The sequence below is a fragment of the Amycolatopsis sp. CA-128772 genome, assembly GCF_002904295.1.
Classification (GTDB): Bacteria; Actinomycetota; Actinomycetes; order Mycobacteriales; family Pseudonocardiaceae; genus Amycolatopsis.
The window spans coordinates 231,149-247,059 of sequence record NZ_PPHG01000075.1 but is presented as its reverse complement, the minus strand read 5'-3'; the positions used below and the strand labels follow the sequence as shown (position 1 = coordinate 247,059).

The window sequence follows — 15,911 nt, the reverse complement described above, 5'->3', positions numbered from 1 at the left end:
CGGCGTGACCCCGAATGTCGGGGCCGCTGGGTAGGCTAGGAAACATCAGCCACACCGGGAGGCGAGATGGCCCAGGAAAAGATCGAAAAGCACGGCGGTGGTGACTCCGACGAGGAGTTCGAGGACACCGGCGCGGCGGGTCAGGAGCGGCGCGAGAAGCTCGGCGAGGACGTGGACACGATCCTCGACGAGATCGACGACGTGCTCGAGGAGAACGCCGAGGACTTCGTCCGGGCCTACGTGCAGAAGGGCGGCGAATAGCCGCTCGGAGGGCACTGCGCCCTTGCCGACCGTTCAGCCGGCGGCCGGGGTTCCGCGTGGCGTCCTTGGCGCGCGCGGGGCTCCGGCCCGCACAGATGGGATCTTTGAGCACGTATGGACAACACCAGGGGCATCTCGGGTCCCGCGCTGCCCGGGGCCTACTTTTCGTCGGCCACGTCGTCGTTTTCGGACTTCCTGCGTGCGCAGGCGCCGGAGTTGCTCCCCCAGCGCCGGGTGGCGGCCGGTGCGGCGGAGCTGGGCGTGCCGCACGGGACGACGATCGTCGCGTGCACCTTCGCGAGCGGGGTGCTGATCGCCGGTGACCGGCGGGCGACGTCGGGGAACCTGATCGCGAGCCGCGACATGGAGAAGGTGCACGTCACCGACGAGTATTCGGCGGTGGGCATCGCGGGGACCGCGGGGCTGGCCGTGGAGATGGTGCGGCTGTACGCGGTCGAGCTGGCGCACTACGAGAAGATCGAGGGCGTTTCGCTGTCGCTGGACGGCAAGACGAACAAGCTGGCCGGGATGGTCAAGGCGAACCTCGAGATGGCGATGGCCGGGCTGGCGGCGATCCCGTTGTTCGTGGGGTACGACCTGGAGGCCGAGGACGCGAAGCACGCGGGCCGGATCGTCTCGTACGACGCCGCGGGCGGCCGCTACGAGGAGAACGGCGGGTACGCGAGCATCGGTTCGGGTTCCCTGTTCGCGAAGTCGGCGTTGAAGAAGCTGCACGACCCGGACGCCGACGCCGAGGGCGCGGTCCGCGCGGCGGTGGAGGCCCTGTACGACGCGGCGGACGACGACACCGCATCGGGCGGCCCGGACCTGGTGCGCCGGATTTTCCCGACCGTCGTGACGATCACCGCGGAGCACGGCGCCCTGCAGCTGCCGACGGCCGAGGCGGCGGCGGTCGCGGAAGCCGTGGTGGCGGGGCGGATCGAGCGCCACCAGCGCCGGCTGTCCTGACCGCGGACTTGAACCCAGTGAACGCTGAAACACCGGAAGACCTGGAGCGCACACCGTGACGATGCCGTTGTATGCCTCTCCCGAGCAGCTGATGCGGGAGCGTTCCGAGCTGGCGCGCAAGGGCATCGCGCGCGGCCGGAGCGTGGTGGTGCTGAAGTACGCGGGCGGCGTGCTGTTCGTGGCGGAGAACCCGTCGGCCACCCTGCACAAGGTGTCCGAGATCTACGACCGGATCGGCTTCGCGGCGGTCGGGCGCTACAGCGAGTTCGAGAACCTGCGGGTGGCGGGCATCCGCCACGCGGACCTGAAGGGCTACCAGTACGACCGCCGCGACGTCAGCGCCCGCGCGCTGGCGAACGCGTACGCGGCCACGCTGGGCAGCATCTTCACCGAGCAGCTGAAGCCGTTCGAGGTGGAGGTCTGCGTCGCGGAGGTGGGCAGCACGGCGGCGGAGGACCAGCTGTACCGCCTGACGTACGACGGCTCGATCTTCGACGAGCCCCAGTACACGGTGATGGGCGGCCAGACGGACAAGATCCAGTCGAAGCTGAAGGAAACCTTCGAGGACGGCCTGGACCTCCAGGCGGCCCTGGGCGTGGCGGTGGCGGCGCTGCGAGCCCCCAGCCAGCCGGCCCCGGCAACCACCTCATCGGCAGCAGCATCATCGACGAACACGACAACCAACGGAAACGGCGACGCGGACCCGATCAAGCTGGAGGTAGCGGTCCTGGACCGCGACCGCCCCCGCCGCTCATTCCGCCGCCTGACGGGAGCAGCCCTGGACACGCTCCTCCCGGTACCAGACCCCCAGGGCGAAGAGCCAGAAGGCAAACCCGAAGGCGAATAAAAAGCCCGGACGAGAGCGGGGGCGTGGCCGACAGGCCACGCCCCCGTTTTCCTACCGCAGAAGCGGAACCGCCCGGCACAACCGGCTCCGACGCAACCCCTCCGGCCAGACCCCCCTGCCAACCCGATACGCAGCCGCATCAGCGGCCGTTGAACAATCCGGCGTTCGGGTCGGCGGGCATTACCCGGCAGAGTTCAACTCCGGCAGAGTTCACCCCGCCAAACCTCACCTCGCCAACCGCGCCACAGCAAGCAGATGAGCACTGACATCAACAAGCCGCGGATCCCGTTCCCCGATCTCAGCAGCCCGCAGCGCCCCCTCGACCAACCCGTCGAACCGCTCGACCCCAGCGGCATCGAGCGCAGCCCAAGCGGGCCCTTCGACTCCGTAGACGTCCACCTCGGCGAACCCGGCAGCAGCGACCTCGTCCCGCAGCTCGGCAGCGGTGTGCCAGTGCGTCGGCACAAACCCGACATGGCCGTCATAGGCCCCGGTCTCGATGACCTGCCGGACCGGCTCGGCCCGGTCCGAGGTGAGAGTCCCCGCAGCAGCGGTCTCCAGCAGCGACAGGTACCGGCTGATCCCGGCAGCGGCGAGCACCCCACCCGGCCGCAGAACCCGCCGCGCTTCACCCAGCGCCCGGGCCCGCTCAGCGCCCTCGACGAGGTGGTACAGCGGCCCGAGAAGCAGCACCACGTCAAAGCACGAGTCCGGCGAGCCGAGCCGGCGAGCATCGCCGACCTCGGCAGTCACCCCCGGCAGCGCCGCGGCCTGCGCAACGTGGTCCGGAACCACGTCGACCAGATGAACAGCGTGGCCGTCGGCCGCAAGCCAGGCAGCGTGCACGCCGGTACCGCCCCCGGCATCCAGGACCCGGGCGCGCCCGGGCAGGAACCGCCGGAGCAACGCCCGGGTACGCAAGTACTCGAGCCGGCCGTGGGGCGTCCGCGCGAGCCGGTCGTGCTCCGGCGGCCCGGTCCCGTAGTGCGTTGCGAGGTCCATGCCTCAGCATCCCGGACCCGGCAACCGGGTTTCAGGACGCCGCAGGCGACGCCCGGAAGTTCTGATCGGCGAAAGCCAGCAAGTACGGCAGCGTCGCCCGGGCCGTGTGCCAGGTGTGGTTGAACCCGCGTTCGGCGTGGACCACCGCATCCTGCCCACGAGCGTGCAGGGCCGCCGCGATCCGGCGGGCCGTCGTCACGTCCGTCGGTGCCCCCGTGCCGACCGCGAGCAGCACCGAGATCGGCGCGGTGAACTTCATCGTCGGCAGGTACCGGCGGGGCGTGTCGGCCGCGATCGCCGCCTGGTTGCCACCGAGGACGCTGATCGAGTCGTTGAGGTCGTCGTAGGGCAGGGCGATCACCAGGGTGGCGAACTCGTCGACGTGGTGCAGCCCGATGTTGAGCGCGCCGAAGCCGCCGCCGGACATGCCGCCGAGGGCGCGGTGGGTGCGGTCGGCGAAGGTGCGGTAGCGCCGGTCGATCGCCGGCACGACGGTCCGGGCGAGGTAGGTCTCCAGCTGGGGACCGCCGGGGACGTCGAGGCACTCCCAGTCGGTGCTGGGGTTGCCCGCGGTCAGGTCGACGCTGACCACGATCATCGGCGCGATCACGTTGGCCTGCTGCAGCGCCAGGAGCGTGCCGGGGGCGTCGCCGGAGGCCAGCCAGTCGCGGGGGCCGCCGAAGGGGTAGCCGTGGATGAGGTAGACGACCGGGTAGCGGCGGGCCTGGTCGGTGTCGTACCCCGGCGGCAGGATGACGTAGTTGCTGCCCGAGGGCACGCTGTGGGCGGGGTCGGGCAGGTCGACGACGTCGATGCGCTGCCCGGCGGCGGCCGTCCCCGCGCCCTTGCCGGCGCGCGGGGCGGCCGCGGGGGAGTCCGCCGACGACGGCTCGGGGGCCTCCTTACCGTCGTCGAGCAGGCGGCCTGCGAGGTAGACGGGGCCGGGCCCCCGCTGCAGCAGCCGGGCGAGGTCGTCGGTGGTGCGGACGTACCCGACGTAGCTGTTGACCGCGGTGACGGCGGCCAGCAGCAGGAGGACGCCGAAGGCGGTGAACCCCCAGCGCCGGACCCGGCGGCGGTAGGAGAGCGCGACCACGACGGCGAGGACGGCGACGGCGGCCGAGGCGAGCCCGAGCCAGATCAGCGGCGACTCGAGCGGCCCGAGGTCGCGGGCGCGCGCGGTGATGTCCCCCGGCAGGACGGGGTCGGTCGCGGCCCGGTGGATGACGCTCGCCAGGCCGTACCCGTCCATGCCACCCCGCCCGTCCCGGCCGCGGGCAGGACGTCCCGCAACTCGGTCGCGAAGCTAGCGGGAAGTCCCTGTGGGTTCGTTGAGAGAAGGTAAAGCAACCTCAGCGGCGGTAGAGCGTCAGGGCGCTGGGGCGCGACCGGAAGCGGAACCGGTTGCCGAGCGGGCCGACCTCGCCGTCGGTGGCGACGCGGCGGTTGCCGTCGAGCAGCTCGACGTCCAGTTCGGGGAGGTCGAGCTCCTGGTAGACGTGGCTGGCGGCGAGGCTGCGGGTGATCATCGCGAGCAGGAACCGGGCGCGGGAGTAGGGCAGGTCGGCCCGCAGGTACCGGATGTCGAGCAGGCCGGTGTCGAGCGCCGGCCGCCGGCTGGGGGCGAAGCCCTTCGGCGCGTACGTGCCGTTGCCCACGAACAGCAGCCAGACCTGGGTCTTCTTGCCGTTGAGCCGGACGGTCAGCGGCCTGGCGTGCCGCAGCGTCCGGGCCAGCGCGATCGCGGCCGAGGGCCACTTCGGGTGCTTTTCCTGCAGCTTCTCGCGCAGCCGGACCATCTCCGGATAGCCGCCGAGGCTGGCGGTGTTGACGAACCAGCGGTGGTCCGCCTCGCCGGCCCCGTCGATCTCGACCTCGCCCAGGTCGACGCGGACGGCGTTGCCGACCTCGGTCGCCGCGTCGGCGTCGGGCATGGAGCTGACGCCGACGTCGCGGGCGAAGTGGTTGAGCGTCCCGGCCGGGACCAGGGCGAGCGGGAGATCGCGTTCGGCGGCGACCGAGGCCACCGCCGCGACGGTCCCGTCGCCGCCCGCGACGGCCAGGGCGCGGATCGAGCCGCGGGCGTCGATCTCCGCCTCGAGCTGGGCACGCAGGCCCCGGTCGGGGTCCGGGTAAAGCACCGTGGCCTTGGGCCAGGCGAACTTGACGTCCTCGGTCGGGTCCTCGCCCGCCACCCCGGAGTTCGGGTTGACGACGGCGAGCATGTCGTCGCCGTCGACCATCTCGGGTGCGTCCGCGTCGAGGGCGGCGCGGCCCGGGACGTCGTCGTGCAGCGGCCACCAGTGCCGGGTGGCCAGGCCGACGCCGACACCGATGCCCAGGCCGACACCGACGTCGGAGGGCCAGTGGACGCCGGTGTGGACCCGGGAGTAGGCGACGGCCAGCGCCAGCGGCGCCACGGCCAGGCCGGCCCGCGGCGACTCCATCGCCACCGCCGTCGCGAAGGCGGCCGCGGACGCGGAGTGCCCGGACGGGAACGACGAGGATGTGGGCCGTTTCCGCAGGCGGCGGCGCATCGGCGTCTCTTCCTCGGCCGGGCGGCGACGGGGGAAGAGCGGCTTGCCGATGAGGTTCGCCGCCGCGCTGGCCCCGGCGATCGCGACGACCCCGCGCAACGCGGCCCGGCGCGTCTCGCCCGGGCGTGCGGCCAGCAGCACCGCGACACCCCACCACAGGCGGGACTTGTTCGCCGATCTCGACAGGGTCATCAGGGCGTCGTCGGCCTTGGTGGCCGGCAGTGCGGCGCTACGGCGCATCAGGGCGCGGTCGGTCCGGCCGACCCGCCGGAAGGCCCGGATGAGCTGGTGTGACAAGGAGTCCGCCTTCCGCACGTCGTCAAGAGCTGTGCTCCAATCGTGCCTGATTCGGGGAGATTTCACCGTCTGTGGCGTACTGGGGGCGTGTCGACGCCCGAACGGCGCACCGTCGAAGGGGGTGCAGCGCCTACTCTGGTGGAATGCAGCGGCGGATCTTTGGCATCGAGACCGAGTTCGGGGTCACGTGCACCTTCCACGGACAACGCAGGCTCTCGCCCGACGAGGTGGCGCGGTACCTGTTCAGGCGGGTCGTGTCGTGGGGACGCTCCTCCAACGTGTTCCTGTCGAACGGCTCGCGGCTCTACCTCGACGTCGGCTCGCACCCCGAGTACGCGACGGCCGAGTGCGACGACCTGGTCCAGCTGGTCACGCACGACAAGGCCGGGGAGCGGATCCTCGAGGACCTGCTGGTCGACGCCGAGCGGCGGCTCGCCGACGAGGGCATCGGCGGCGACATCTTCCTGTTCAAGAACAACACCGACTCGGCGGGCAACTCCTACGGCTGCCACGAGAACTACCTGGTGACCCGCGCGGGTGAGTTCTCGCGGATCGCGGACGTGCTGCTGCCGTTCCTGGTCACCCGGCAGCTCATCTGCGGCGCCGGCAAGGTGCTGCAGACCCCGCGGGGCGCGGTCTACTGCCTCTCCCAGCGTGCGGAGCACATCTGGGAGGGCGTCTCGAGCGCCACCACGCGCTCGCGGCCGATCATCAACACCCGCGACGAGCCGCACGCCGACGCCGAGCGCTACCGGCGCCTGCACGTCATCGTGGGCGACTCGAACATGGCCGAGCCCACGACCATGCTCAAGGTCGGCTCGGCCAACCTGGTGCTGGAGATGATCGAGGCCGGCGTCCAGTTCCGCGACTTCACCCTGGACAACCCGATCCGCGCGATCCGCGAGATCAGCCACGACCTCACCGGCCGCCGCCAGGTCCGGCTGGCCGGCGGGCGCGAGGCGTCGGCGCTGGACATCCAGCGCGAGTACCACGCCCGCGCCGTCCAGCACCTCAAGGACAACGGCTCGACCGCGGCGAACGAGCGCGTGGTCGAGCTGTGGGGCCGGGCGCTGGACGCGGTCGAGCAGCAGGACTTCGGCAAGATCGACACCGAGATCGACTGGGCGATCAAGCACCGGCTGGTCGAGCGCTACCGGCACAAGCACGACCTGGACCTGTCCAGCCCGCGGATCGCCCAGCTCGACCTGGCCTACCACGACATCCGCCGGGGCCGGGGCATCTTCGACCTGCTGCAGCGCAAGGGCCTGGTCCGCCGGGTCACCGACGACGGCGAGATCGAGGCCGCCAAGGACACCCCGCCCCAGACGACCCGCGCCAAGCTGCGCGGCGACTTCATCGCCGCCGCCCAGGCCGCGGGCCGCGACTTCACGGTCGACTGGGTGCACCTGAAGCTCAACGACCAAGCCCAGCGCACGGTCCTGTGCAAGGACCCGTTCCGCTCGGTCGACGAGCGCGTGGAACGCCTGATCAGCTCGCTCTAGCCGGTACCGCCGCCGGGGACGTCCGTGCCGGGCGTCCCCGGCGGCGTCCCCGACGAAAGTCGCGCGGCGGGTGCGGCAGGATCGCGGCATGCGTGTCGTGCTGCTGGTGCTCGCCCTGCTGATTTCGTTCGCGGTCCCGGCGTCGGCGGGGGAACATCCGCCGGCGTGGGAGCTGAAACCGACCGGCGTCACGGCCCAGTTCCGGGGGCTCTCGGCGGTCAGCGCGCGAGTGGCGTGGATCAGCGGCACGCAGGGGACCGTCCTGCGCACCACCGACGGCGGCGCGACCTGGAAGGCCGTCGGACCCCCGGGGACCGAGACGCTCCAGTTCCGCGACGTCGAGGCGTTCGACGCCGACCACGCCGTGGTGCTCTCGATCGGCCCGGGCACGGACTCGCGCGTCTACCGGACCGACGACGGCGGCACGCACTGGCACCAGACCTTCCAGAACACCGACGAGGCCGCGTTCTACGACTGCCTCGCCTTCTTCGACCCGTGGCGCGGCCTGGCGATGAGCGACCCGGTCGACGGCAGGTTCCGGGTCCAGGCCACCTTCGACGGCGGGCGCAGCTGGCGCCCGGTCCCCGACAGCGGCTTCCCGCCCGCGCTGCCCGGCGAGGCCGGGTTCGCGGCCAGCGGCCAGTGCGTCACGACGGCGGGCCCGTTCGACGCCTGGCTCGCCACCGGCGGCGGCGCGACCGCCCGCGTCCTGCACTCCGGCGACGGCGGCCGGCACTGGACGGCGTCGGACACGCCGTTGCCGAGCAGCCCGTCGGCCGGCGTGTTCGCGCTGGCCTTCCGCTCCCCGGCCCAGGGCGTCGCGATCGGCGGCGACTTCGCGAACCCGGACGCCCCCGGCCCGGCCGTCGCCCTGACCCGCGACCGCGGCCGCACCTGGCGGACCCCGGCGCAGTACCCGGCCGGCTACCGCTCGGGGCTGGCCTGGCGCGGCGGCACGGTGCTCGCGGTCGGCCCGGGCGGCAGCGACCTCAGCCCCGACGGCGGCCGGCACTGGACCCGCTTCGACACCGGCAGCTTCGACTCGGTGGACTGCGCCGGGGCGGCCTGCTGGGCGAGCGGCGCCCAGGGCCGCGTCGCCCGCCTGCGCTAGAGAACCTGCCCGGTCGGCCGGACGAGGATCTCGTTGACGTCGACCGACGGCGGTTGCTGCAGGGCGTACAGGGCCGCGCGGGCCACGTCGTCGGGGTGCAGGTTGGGCTTCTTGCGCTGCTCGTCGCTGAGGATGTCGGTGTCGGCCATGCCGGGGTTGATCAGCGTGACGCGCACCCCGGTGCTGACGGCCTCCTCCCGGATCGCCCCGGCCATCCCGGTGACGGCCCACTTGGTCACCGAGTACAGGCTCGCGTTCCGGATGTAGCGGCCGGCGACCGACCCGGTGATCAGCAGGTGGCCGGCGGTTTCCCGGAGCGCGGGCAGTGCGGCGCGGGCGGTGTAGGCGGCGCCGAGGACGTTGGTGCGGACCATCGGCTCCCAGGCGCGCGGGTCGGGATCGTCGTCGCCGAAGAAGGAGGTCCCGACCCCGATCCCGGCGTTGGCGAAGGCGGCGTCGAGCCGGCCGAACCTCCGGACGGTCTCCTCGACGGCGGCGGCGATGGCGGGCCAGTCGCCGACGTCGGCACCGAGGGCGAGCGCCCGGTCCTCGCCGAGCTCGGCGGCGAGCGGAGCGACGGATCCGGCCTCGCGGGCGACGAGAGCGACCTTGAACCCGGACGCGGCGGCGAGGCGCGCGGTGGCGGCACCCAGGCCGCGGGAGGCACCGGTGACGAGCAGAACACGATCATCCATGCCTCCAGGCTAGAGCGGCACCCGAACGCCCCAATGTGGCGTTCGGTGCATCCAGCGCACCGAACGCCACATTGGGTGCGCTGGACGCAACCAACGCCACATTGGGGCGCTTGGTCAGGGCGTCAGCACCAGGCGGCCGCGCAGGCCGCCGGCCGCCAGCCGTTCGTGGGCGGTCGCCGCCTCGGTCAGGGGGAGCACTCCGGCCACGCGCAACGGCAACGTCCCGTTCTCCGCCAGGCGGGCCAGTTCCGCCAGCCGCGGGCCGTCCGCGCGGATCCACACGGTGCGGACCCGGATCCCGCGCAACGGCAGCGGTGCCGCTCCCGCCGCGAACGCCACGAACTCGCCGCCGCCGCGGACCGCGTCGAGGGCGTCCAGGCCCAGCAGGGCCGTGTCCAGGACGGCGTCCACCCCGCCCGGCACCACCGCGCGGACCCGGTCGGCCAGCGACGGCCCGCGCGGCACGAACTCGTCCGCGCCGAACCCGCGGACCTCCGCTTCGTCCGCCTCCGACGCCACCGCCACCACGCGCAGCTTCCGCGCGTGCGCCAGCGCGACGGCGTACCCGCCGACCGCCCCGGCGGCCCCGGTGACCAGCACGGTCCCGGTGGTTTCGGCCAGGTCGAGCGCCTGGGCGGAGGTCAGCGCGTTCAGCGGCAGGGTCGCGGCTTCGGCGGGGGAGACACCGGCCGGAGCGGGGGCGACCGCCGAGGCGTCCAGCACGATCTGCTCGGCGTAGGCGCCGAGCGGGGTCGCGATGCGGTCGCGGAGGCCGATCACGGCGTCACCGGCGCGGAACCCGGTGTCTCCGGCGTCGGCGATTTCGCCCGCGACGTCCCAGCCCAGCCCGAGCACCTCCCGCGGCGGGATCACCCCGGCCGCACTCAGCGTCCCGCTCCTGGTCGCCAGGTCCACCGGGTTCACCGCGGCCGCCGCCACGCGGATCCGCACCTGCCCGGGACCCGGCTCGGGCACCGGCACCTCGACGAACTCCAGCACTTCCGGCCCGCCGAACCGGCGGATCACCATCGCTCGCATCCGAACCTCCTTCCCCGCGAACGTAAGGGGAGCTACTCTCCGCTGGGAAGTACGCACCCGCAGGTGCCCACCGCACGGTGGGGTTCGCGAGAGGGAGGTTCGCCCGGTGCCCACGCGCACGGCGGAACAGCGGCGGCAGGCCGAAAAGGCCGCCTACGACGCCTACCTCGCGGCCTGCCCGACCCGGAAGCTGCTGGACGAGATCGCCGGCAAGTGGGTCAGCCTGATCCTGGTCGCGCTCGGTGACGGCCCGCAGCGCTACAGCGACCTTTCGCGGCGCATCGCCGGGGTCAGCCAGAAGATGCTCACGCAGACCCTGCGGGTGCTCGAACGCGACGGTCTCCTCCGCCGCGAGGTCACCCCCGCGGTGCCCGTCCGCGTCGACTATTCCCTTACGCCGCTGGGGGAATCGCTGCGCGCGCTGATGGCCGGGTTCAAGGCGTGGGCCGAGGCGAACTTCGAGGCCGTCGACGCCGCCCGCACCGATTACGACGCGCGCACCCCGGACCTCACGATCGGGCCGGGCGGCGCGGGCTAGGCTCTACCGGGTGTCCACCGCACGCGCCGAACGGCTGGTCAATCTGGTGCTGGCCCTGTTGTCCACCCGGCAGTACCTCACCGCCGAGCGGATCCGCGGCATCGTGCCCGGGTACGGCGACGCGGCCAGCGACGACGCCTACTTCCGGATGTTCGAACGGGACAAGACCGAGCTGCGCGAACTCGGCATCCCCCTGGAAACCGGCCGCAACTCCGCCTTCGACGCGATCGAGGGCTACCGCATCGCCCGCCGCGACTACGAACTCGGCGAGATCGACCTCGCCCCCGACGAAGCCGCCGCGGTCGCGCTCGCGTCCCGGCTGTGGGACTCCCCGGAGCTGACCGGGCAGGCGCAGGGCGCGCTCGTGAAGCTGCGCGCCGCCGGCCTGGAGGTCGACGACCAGGCGCCCACCGTCGTCGAGCCGCGGGTGCGCGCCGAACCGGCGTTCGGGCCGTTGCTGGCCGCGGTGCAGAACGGCCAGGCCGTGCGGTTCGAGTACCGCCGCAGCGGCTCGCCGGAGCGGATCATGCGCACCCTCGAACCGTGGGGCGTGGTGTCGTGGCGGGCCCGCTGGTACGTCGTCGGGCACGACCGCGACCGCGGCGCCACCCGCTGCTTCCGGCTCTCCCGCGTCACCGGGCAGGTCCGCCCGGTCGGCAAGCCCGGCGAGGTCCGCCGGCCCGAGGGCGTCAACCTGCTCAAGCTCGTCACGGCCACCGTCGACAGCGAACCGGCGCCGGTCACGACCGCCCGGGTCTGGGTCGCCGACGGCCGCGCGGCCGGGGTCCGCCGCCGCGGCACCGTGGTCGGCCGGGCCACCGTCGACGGGGAAGAAGGCGACCTCGTGGAGATCGGCCTGCTCTACCCGGAATCGGCCGCCGACTGGATCAGCGCGCAGGGCCCGGACGTCGTCGTGTTCGAACCCGACGTGCTGGCCAAGAGCGTCCAGGACCGGCTGGAAGCCGTCGTCGCGCGGCAGGGGAGCGTGCTGTGAGCGGGTCCACCGACCGGATGCCGAGACTGCTCGCACTGGTGCCCTACCTGCTGGCGCGCCCCGGGATCCGCATCGACGAGGCGGCGCAGGACTTCGACGTCACGCCGAAGCAGCTGCGCAAGGACCTCGAGCTGCTCTGGATGTGCGGGCTGCCGGGCTACGGGCCGGGGGACCTGATCGACCTGTCCTTCGAGGGCGACACGATCGTCGTCACCCACGACGCCGGGATGAGCCGCCCGCTGCGCCTCACCGGCGGCGAGGCGACCGCGCTGCTGGTGGCGCTGCGGGCGCTGGCCGAGACGCCGGGCGTGGTCGACGGCGACGCCGTCCGCCGGTCCATCGCGAAGATCGAGGCCGCCGCCGGGCAGGCCCAGCCGGCCGGCGTGGTCGTCGGCGGGGGCGTGCGGGAGGGCAAGAAGACCGCGCGGACCCGCGAGGAGGTCGCCCGCGCCCTGCAGGCCGGGCGGGCGCTGCGGATCCGCTACTACACCGCGTCGAAGGACCAGATCACCGAGCGCACGGTCGACCCGATGCGGCTGCTGATCGTCCAGGCGGTCGGCTACCTCGAAGCCTGGTGCCGCCGCGCCGAGGGGGTCCGGTTGTTCCGGCTCGACCGGATCGACGAGCTGACCATCCTCGACGAGCCGTCTCGCCCGCCCGCGCACGCGCACCCCACCGACATCTCCGAGGGTGTCTTTCGCGAGCGTCCCGACCAACGGGAGGCCGTCCTCGTCCTCGATCCGGACGCACGCTGGGTAGCCGAGTACTACCCGTGCGAGGAGCTCGACGAGCTCGACGGCGGCCGGCTGCGGATCCGGATGCGCTACGCCGACCAGTCCTGGATGGTGCGCCTGGTGCTGGGCCTGGGCGGAGAAGCGCTGGTGGAGAGCCCGGCCGACCTCGCGTCGGACGTCGGTCGCCGCGCCGCCGGCGCGGTGGCCCGAGCCCGTCACCTTCCGTCAACCTGCGACCACTAGGCTGATCACCGTGCCGTACCTGCCCACGATCGCGCTCGCCGCGCTCGGCCTGCTGCTGCTCCTGATCCTGCTGGTGCGCACCGTCAAGGTCTTGCGTGGTTTCCGGCAGACCGCAAGCATGGTGGCTACGAACACCCAGGACCGGGCGGGGTTGCTCCGCGCCCGGACGGCAGCGTTGCGCGTCGCGTTCGAGCAGCGCCGCCGGAAACCGGAAAACCAGTAACATCCCTACCAGACGCAGATAGGAGGCCATCTTGTTCGCCAACGGATTGCAAGGATGGCATTTGATCATCTTGGTGCTGCTCGTCGTGCTGCTGTTCGGGGCCAAGCGGCTTCCCGATGCGGCGCGGTCGATCGGCAAGTCCATGAAGATCTTCAAGGCCGAGACCAAGGACCTCGCGGGCGACAAGAACGCCGCGCACGAGGACGCCGAGCCCGTCGAGACCAGGCAGATCCCGGTGCCGCCCGCCCCGGCGCCCGCCCCGGCGGCCACGACCGACCAGCAGGTCGCCGACCTGCAGCGGCAGCTCGACGAACTCAAGAAGCAGCAGGCCGCGGACCAGCCGCAGAAGAACGCCAGCTGACGCGGCCGAACCAGCCACACCCGGTCCCTGGTCCACGGAGCGCGCCCGGCCGGCGCGCTCCGGCGGACTCCGACGAGAACGGAACAACCCGTGGCGGAATCCGCCTCCGGAAACGGTGACAACCGCCGGACGAAGCGGCGCAAGCGCAGCCGTCGCGCGAACCCCGACGGCACGATGACGCTCATCGAGCACATCTACGAGTTCCGCCGCCGTCTCGGCTTCGCGCTGCTCGCGGTGGTGCTCGGGGGGATCCTCGGGTTCATCTGGTTCGGCACGAAGCTCGGGCCGATCCCGTCGCTCGGCGACCTCGTCAAGGACCCGTACTGCGCCATCCCGCCGAACCGGCGGCTCGACAGCGCCGACGGGTGCCGCCTGCTGCAGACCGTGCCGTTCGAGGCGTTCATGACGCAGCTGAAGGTCGGCATCGCGGCCGGTGCGGTGCTGTTCTCGCCGGTCTGGCTGTACCAGATCTGGGCGTTCATCGCCCCGGGCCTGTACAGCAAGGAGCGCAAGTACGCGCTGACGTTCGTCGGGTTCGCCTCGGTGCTGTTCGCCGGCGGCGCCGTGCTCGCCTACATCCTGTTCCCGCACGCCCTCCAGCTGCTGATGGGCTTCGGCCAGGACGCGTTCGTCACCGCGCTCACCGCGGACAAGTACATCTCGTTCCTGCTGTCGCTGCTGATCATCTTCGGCATCAGCTTCGAGCTGCCGCTGCTGGTGGTCATGCTCAACCGCGTCGGCGTCGTTAAATACGTGCAGCTGAAGAAGTGGCGGCGCGGCATCGTGTTCGCGCTGTTCGTCTTCGCCGCCTTCGCCACCCCGGGTTCCGACCCGTTCTCGATGCTCGGCCTGGCCGGCGCGCTGACGGTGCTGTTCGAAATCGCCGTCCAGCTCGCCCGGATCCACGACCGCCGCAAGGACCGCGAACGCCACTACGAGGGCTGGGACCAGCTCGCCGACGACGAGGCGGCGCCGTTCGACTACACGCCGAGCACGGTCGACGACGAACCGTCCGCGCCGACCGCGTCCGGTGGCCGGTCGAGCACCGACGACGTCACCTAGTGGGGCTCCACGCCGCGCTCGCCGTGCACCCTGCCTCGGGGCACGGCGCGGCGGCCCGCATCGCCGGCACGGTCGCCGAGCGGCTGCGCACGGCCGTCGACCGGCTCGACGTGCTCGTCGCCAACTCGGTCGAGGAGTCCCGCGAGCTGATGCGGACCTCCCACGCCGCCGGGCTCGACGTCCTGATCGTCCTCGGCGGCGACGGCGCCGCCCACCAGGGCGTCCAGTTCTGCGCGAACAACGACGTCGCGCTCGGCCTCGTCCCGGCGGGCACCGGCAACGACTTCGCCCGCGCCCTCGGCGTCCCGGGCGAGCCGCTGCCGGCGGTCGACGCGCTGGTCGCGGCCCTGCGCTCCGGCGCCCGGCGCCGGATCGACCTCGGCCGCACCGGGTCCACCTGGTTCGCGACGGTGCTGTGCGCGGGCTTCGACGCGAGCGTCAACGAACGCGCCAACCGGATGCGCTGGCCGTCCGGCCCGCGCCGCTACGACCTCGCGATCCTCGCCGAGCTGGCCGCGTTCCGCTCCCGCCCCGTGGTCGTCGACACGGGCACCGAACGCCTCGAGCTCGACGCCACCCTGGTGGCGATCGGCAACACCCGCTTCTACGGCGGCGGCGTCCCGATCTGCCCGACGGCCGACCCCGAGGACGGCGTCTTCGACGTCACGATCATCGGCCACGCCACCCGCCGCGGCCTGATGCGGATGCTTCCCGGCCTGCGCACCGGCAACCACGTCACCCACCCGGCGGTCCGCACCCTGCGCGCCCGCTCGGTCACCCTGGCCGGCAACACCTGGCCGGCCTACGCGGACGGCGAACCGCAGGGGAGTGTGCCGGTGACGGTCAGCTGCGTCCCGGGTGCGCTGTCCGTGCTGGCCTAACGGTCGTAGCCACCCGCCCGCGCCACCAGCTGGCGGAAGTGCGCCGGGGTCAGCAGGCGGCCCGCGTCCGCGAAGTACACGCCGCCGCAGCGGTGGCAGAACCAGCCCTTTTCCCACACCTGCTGCGCCGCCGGCACCCCACGCCGCTGCCGGCGGTGTGCACGCAGCCGCCGCGCGTACAGCCAAACCAGCACCCCGGCCGCGACGTACACGCACACCGCCGGCAGGGAAACCACGACGATGCCCACCGCCCCGCCGGGTGGCGGGTCTCCGATCGCCGAGAACGGCAGCAGCAGGAAGCAGCTTCCGGCCAGGGCCAGCACGATCGCCGCCGCCAGGAGGCCCCCGCTGCGGCGCGGGGGAGGGAAGGGGTCGAGCGAGCGGGCCACCGCGGTCACCGAAACGCCGTTGACCTGCGTGTTCGTGGTGACGAACCCGTCGCCGGCCGGCACCGTGACCAGGGGACCCTGCCCGCGGAAGAAGGAATGCCCGCCCTGGTACACCGCCGGCACGTGCTGCACCTGGTCCAGCAGCCCGCAGCTCGGGCACGGTTCCGTCATGCCCGCTCCGACGCGGCCCGCTCCCACCCGGTTCCGGGTACTCATGTGTATAACGA

18 protein-coding genes are annotated in these 15,911 nt (G+C 72.7%); 12 read left to right on the top strand and 6 right to left on the bottom strand.

From position 1 onward, the window contains the following. The first annotated feature begins 66 nt into the window (after positions 1–66). The 3 genes from C2L59_RS29810 to prcA all read left to right on the top strand — a co-directional run bounded on the left by C2L59_RS29810 (position 67) and on the right by prcA (position 2,077). The gene (locus C2L59_RS29810; protein WP_003075646.1) at positions 67–261 is read left to right on the top strand and encodes a ubiquitin-like protein Pup; all 195 of its coding nucleotides are present in this window, start codon (positions 67–69) and stop codon (positions 259–261) included. Between the two features lie 114 nt (positions 262–375). Next, a complete protein-coding gene (gene prcB, locus C2L59_RS29805; RefSeq protein WP_103352835.1) occupies positions 376–1,230 on the top strand; it encodes a proteasome subunit beta in 855 nt (284 codons plus the stop codon). Between the two features lie 55 nt (positions 1,231–1,285). Beyond that, on the top strand, positions 1,286–2,077 hold the full coding sequence (gene prcA, locus C2L59_RS29800; RefSeq protein ID WP_103352834.1) for a proteasome subunit alpha: 792 nt from the start codon (positions 1,286–1,288) through the stop codon (positions 2,075–2,077). A gap of 225 nt (positions 2,078–2,302) precedes the next feature. Here the strand turns inward: prcA and C2L59_RS29795 are convergent, their stop codons facing one another. From C2L59_RS29795 to C2L59_RS29785, 3 genes are all read right to left on the bottom strand, one after another. Beyond that, positions 2,303–3,079 carry a class I SAM-dependent methyltransferase gene (locus C2L59_RS29795; RefSeq protein WP_103352833.1) on the bottom strand — a complete coding sequence of 259 codons (777 nt, stop codon included), beginning with the start codon at positions 3,077–3,079 and terminating at the stop codon, positions 2,303–2,305. A 31-nt stretch (positions 3,080–3,110) separates the two neighbouring features. Next, positions 3,111–4,331 carry an esterase family protein gene (locus C2L59_RS29790; RefSeq protein WP_103352832.1) on the bottom strand — a complete coding sequence of 407 codons (1,221 nt, stop codon included), beginning with the start codon at positions 4,329–4,331 and terminating at the stop codon, positions 3,111–3,113. Positions 4,332–4,431: 100 nt separating this feature from the next. After that, positions 4,432–5,856, bottom strand: coding sequence for a bifunctional phosphatase PAP2/diacylglycerol kinase family protein (locus C2L59_RS29785; protein ID WP_370444794.1), 1,425 nt, complete (start codon positions 5,854–5,856; stop codon positions 4,432–4,434). Positions 5,857–6,056: 200 nt separating this feature from the next. On the opposite strand from C2L59_RS29785, the gene pafA reads away from it, so the two are divergent. Together pafA and C2L59_RS29775 are read left to right on the top strand one after the other, a co-directional pair. After that, positions 6,057–7,415: a Pup--protein ligase gene (gene pafA / locus C2L59_RS29780; protein ID WP_072478837.1), complete on the top strand. Its 1,359-nt coding sequence runs from the start codon at positions 6,057–6,059 to the stop codon at positions 7,413–7,415. Positions 7,416–7,503: 88 nt separating this feature from the next. After that, positions 7,504–8,526, top strand: a complete 1,023-nt coding sequence (locus C2L59_RS29775; protein WP_103352831.1) for an oxidoreductase — start codon at positions 7,504–7,506, stop codon at positions 8,524–8,526. Here C2L59_RS29775 and C2L59_RS29770 read toward each other — a convergent pair. Both C2L59_RS29770 and C2L59_RS29765 read right to left on the bottom strand, forming a co-directional pair. Beyond that, positions 8,523–9,221 (bottom strand): SDR family oxidoreductase, encoded by a 699-nt coding sequence (locus tag C2L59_RS29770; protein WP_103352830.1) that lies wholly within the window; start codon positions 9,219–9,221, stop codon positions 8,523–8,525. The two genes, C2L59_RS29775 and C2L59_RS29770, sit on opposite strands and share 4 nt — an antisense overlap. 114 nt (positions 9,222–9,335) lie before the next feature. Continuing rightward, a complete protein-coding gene (locus tag C2L59_RS29765; RefSeq protein WP_103352829.1) occupies positions 9,336–10,259 on the bottom strand; it encodes an NADP-dependent oxidoreductase in 924 nt (307 codons plus the stop codon). Between the two features lie 106 nt (positions 10,260–10,365). On the opposite strand from C2L59_RS29765, the gene C2L59_RS29760 reads away from it, so the two are divergent. From C2L59_RS29760 to C2L59_RS29730, 7 genes are all read left to right on the top strand, one after another. Beyond that, positions 10,366–10,797, top strand: coding sequence for a helix-turn-helix domain-containing protein (locus C2L59_RS29760; RefSeq protein ID WP_103352828.1), 432 nt, complete (start codon positions 10,366–10,368; stop codon positions 10,795–10,797). A 10-nt stretch (positions 10,798–10,807) separates the two neighbouring features. Next, positions 10,808–11,791, top strand: coding sequence for a YafY family protein (locus C2L59_RS29755; RefSeq protein WP_103352827.1), 984 nt, complete (start codon positions 10,808–10,810; stop codon positions 11,789–11,791). Beyond that, positions 11,788–12,768, top strand: a complete 981-nt coding sequence (locus tag C2L59_RS29750; RefSeq protein ID WP_103352826.1) for a YafY family protein — start codon at positions 11,788–11,790, stop codon at positions 12,766–12,768. The genes C2L59_RS29755 and C2L59_RS29750 overlap by 4 nt, the downstream gene beginning before the upstream one ends. A 10-nt stretch (positions 12,769–12,778) precedes the next feature. Further along, a complete protein-coding gene (locus C2L59_RS29745) occupies positions 12,779–12,991 on the top strand; it encodes a bacteriophage holin (RefSeq protein WP_103352825.1) in 213 nt (70 codons plus the stop codon). A gap of 61 nt (positions 12,992–13,052) precedes the next feature. Next, a complete protein-coding gene (gene tatA, locus C2L59_RS29740; protein ID WP_233223769.1) occupies positions 13,053–13,352 on the top strand; it encodes a Sec-independent protein translocase subunit TatA in 300 nt (99 codons plus the stop codon). A gap of 90 nt (positions 13,353–13,442) precedes the next feature. After that, positions 13,443–14,414 carry a twin-arginine translocase subunit TatC gene (tatC, locus tag C2L59_RS29735; RefSeq protein ID WP_103352823.1) on the top strand — a complete coding sequence of 324 codons (972 nt, stop codon included), beginning with the start codon at positions 13,443–13,445 and terminating at the stop codon, positions 14,412–14,414. After that, complete coding sequence (locus C2L59_RS29730; RefSeq protein ID WP_103352822.1) at positions 14,414–15,295, top strand: diacylglycerol kinase family protein; 882 nt, start codon at positions 14,414–14,416, stop codon at positions 15,293–15,295. The genes tatC and C2L59_RS29730 overlap by 1 nt, the downstream gene beginning before the upstream one ends. On the opposite strand, the gene C2L59_RS29725 is transcribed toward C2L59_RS29730, so the two are convergent. Then, the gene (locus tag C2L59_RS29725) at positions 15,292–15,855 is read right to left on the bottom strand and encodes a hypothetical protein (protein ID WP_103352821.1); all 564 of its coding nucleotides are present in this window, start codon (positions 15,853–15,855) and stop codon (positions 15,292–15,294) included. The two genes, C2L59_RS29730 and C2L59_RS29725, sit on opposite strands and share 4 nt — an antisense overlap. Positions 15,856–15,911 lie beyond the last annotated feature (56 nt).

Bases quoted from the DNA above. Each gene is read 5' to 3' on its own strand.
- C2L59_RS29810 (WP_003075646.1), top strand. From the start codon at position 67: ATGGCCCAGGAAAAGATCGAAAAGCACGGCGGTGGTGACTCCGACGAG.
- prcB (WP_103352835.1), top strand. From the start codon at position 376: ATGGACAACACCAGGGGCATCTCGGGTCCCGCGCTGCCCGGGGCCTAC.
- C2L59_RS29795 (WP_103352833.1), bottom strand. From the start codon at position 3,079: ATGGACCTCGCAACGCACTACGGGACCGGGCCGCCGGAGCACGACCGG.
- C2L59_RS29790 (WP_103352832.1), bottom strand. From the start codon at position 4,331: ATGGACGGGTACGGCCTGGCGAGCGTCATCCACCGGGCCGCGACCGAC.
- C2L59_RS29785 (WP_370444794.1), bottom strand. From the start codon at position 5,856: ATGCGCCGTAGCGCCGCACTGCCGGCCACCAAGGCCGACGACGCCCTG.
- pafA (WP_072478837.1), top strand. From the start codon at position 6,057: ATGCAGCGGCGGATCTTTGGCATCGAGACCGAGTTCGGGGTCACGTGC.
- C2L59_RS29775 (WP_103352831.1), top strand. From the start codon at position 7,504: ATGCGTGTCGTGCTGCTGGTGCTCGCCCTGCTGATTTCGTTCGCGGTC.
- C2L59_RS29770 (WP_103352830.1), bottom strand. From the start codon at position 9,221: ATGGATGATCGTGTTCTGCTCGTCACCGGTGCCTCCCGCGGCCTGGGT.
- C2L59_RS29765 (WP_103352829.1), bottom strand. From the start codon at position 10,259: ATGCGAGCGATGGTGATCCGCCGGTTCGGCGGGCCGGAAGTGCTGGAG.
- C2L59_RS29725 (WP_103352821.1), bottom strand. From the start codon at position 15,855: ATGACGGAACCGTGCCCGAGCTGCGGGCTGCTGGACCAGGTGCAGCAC.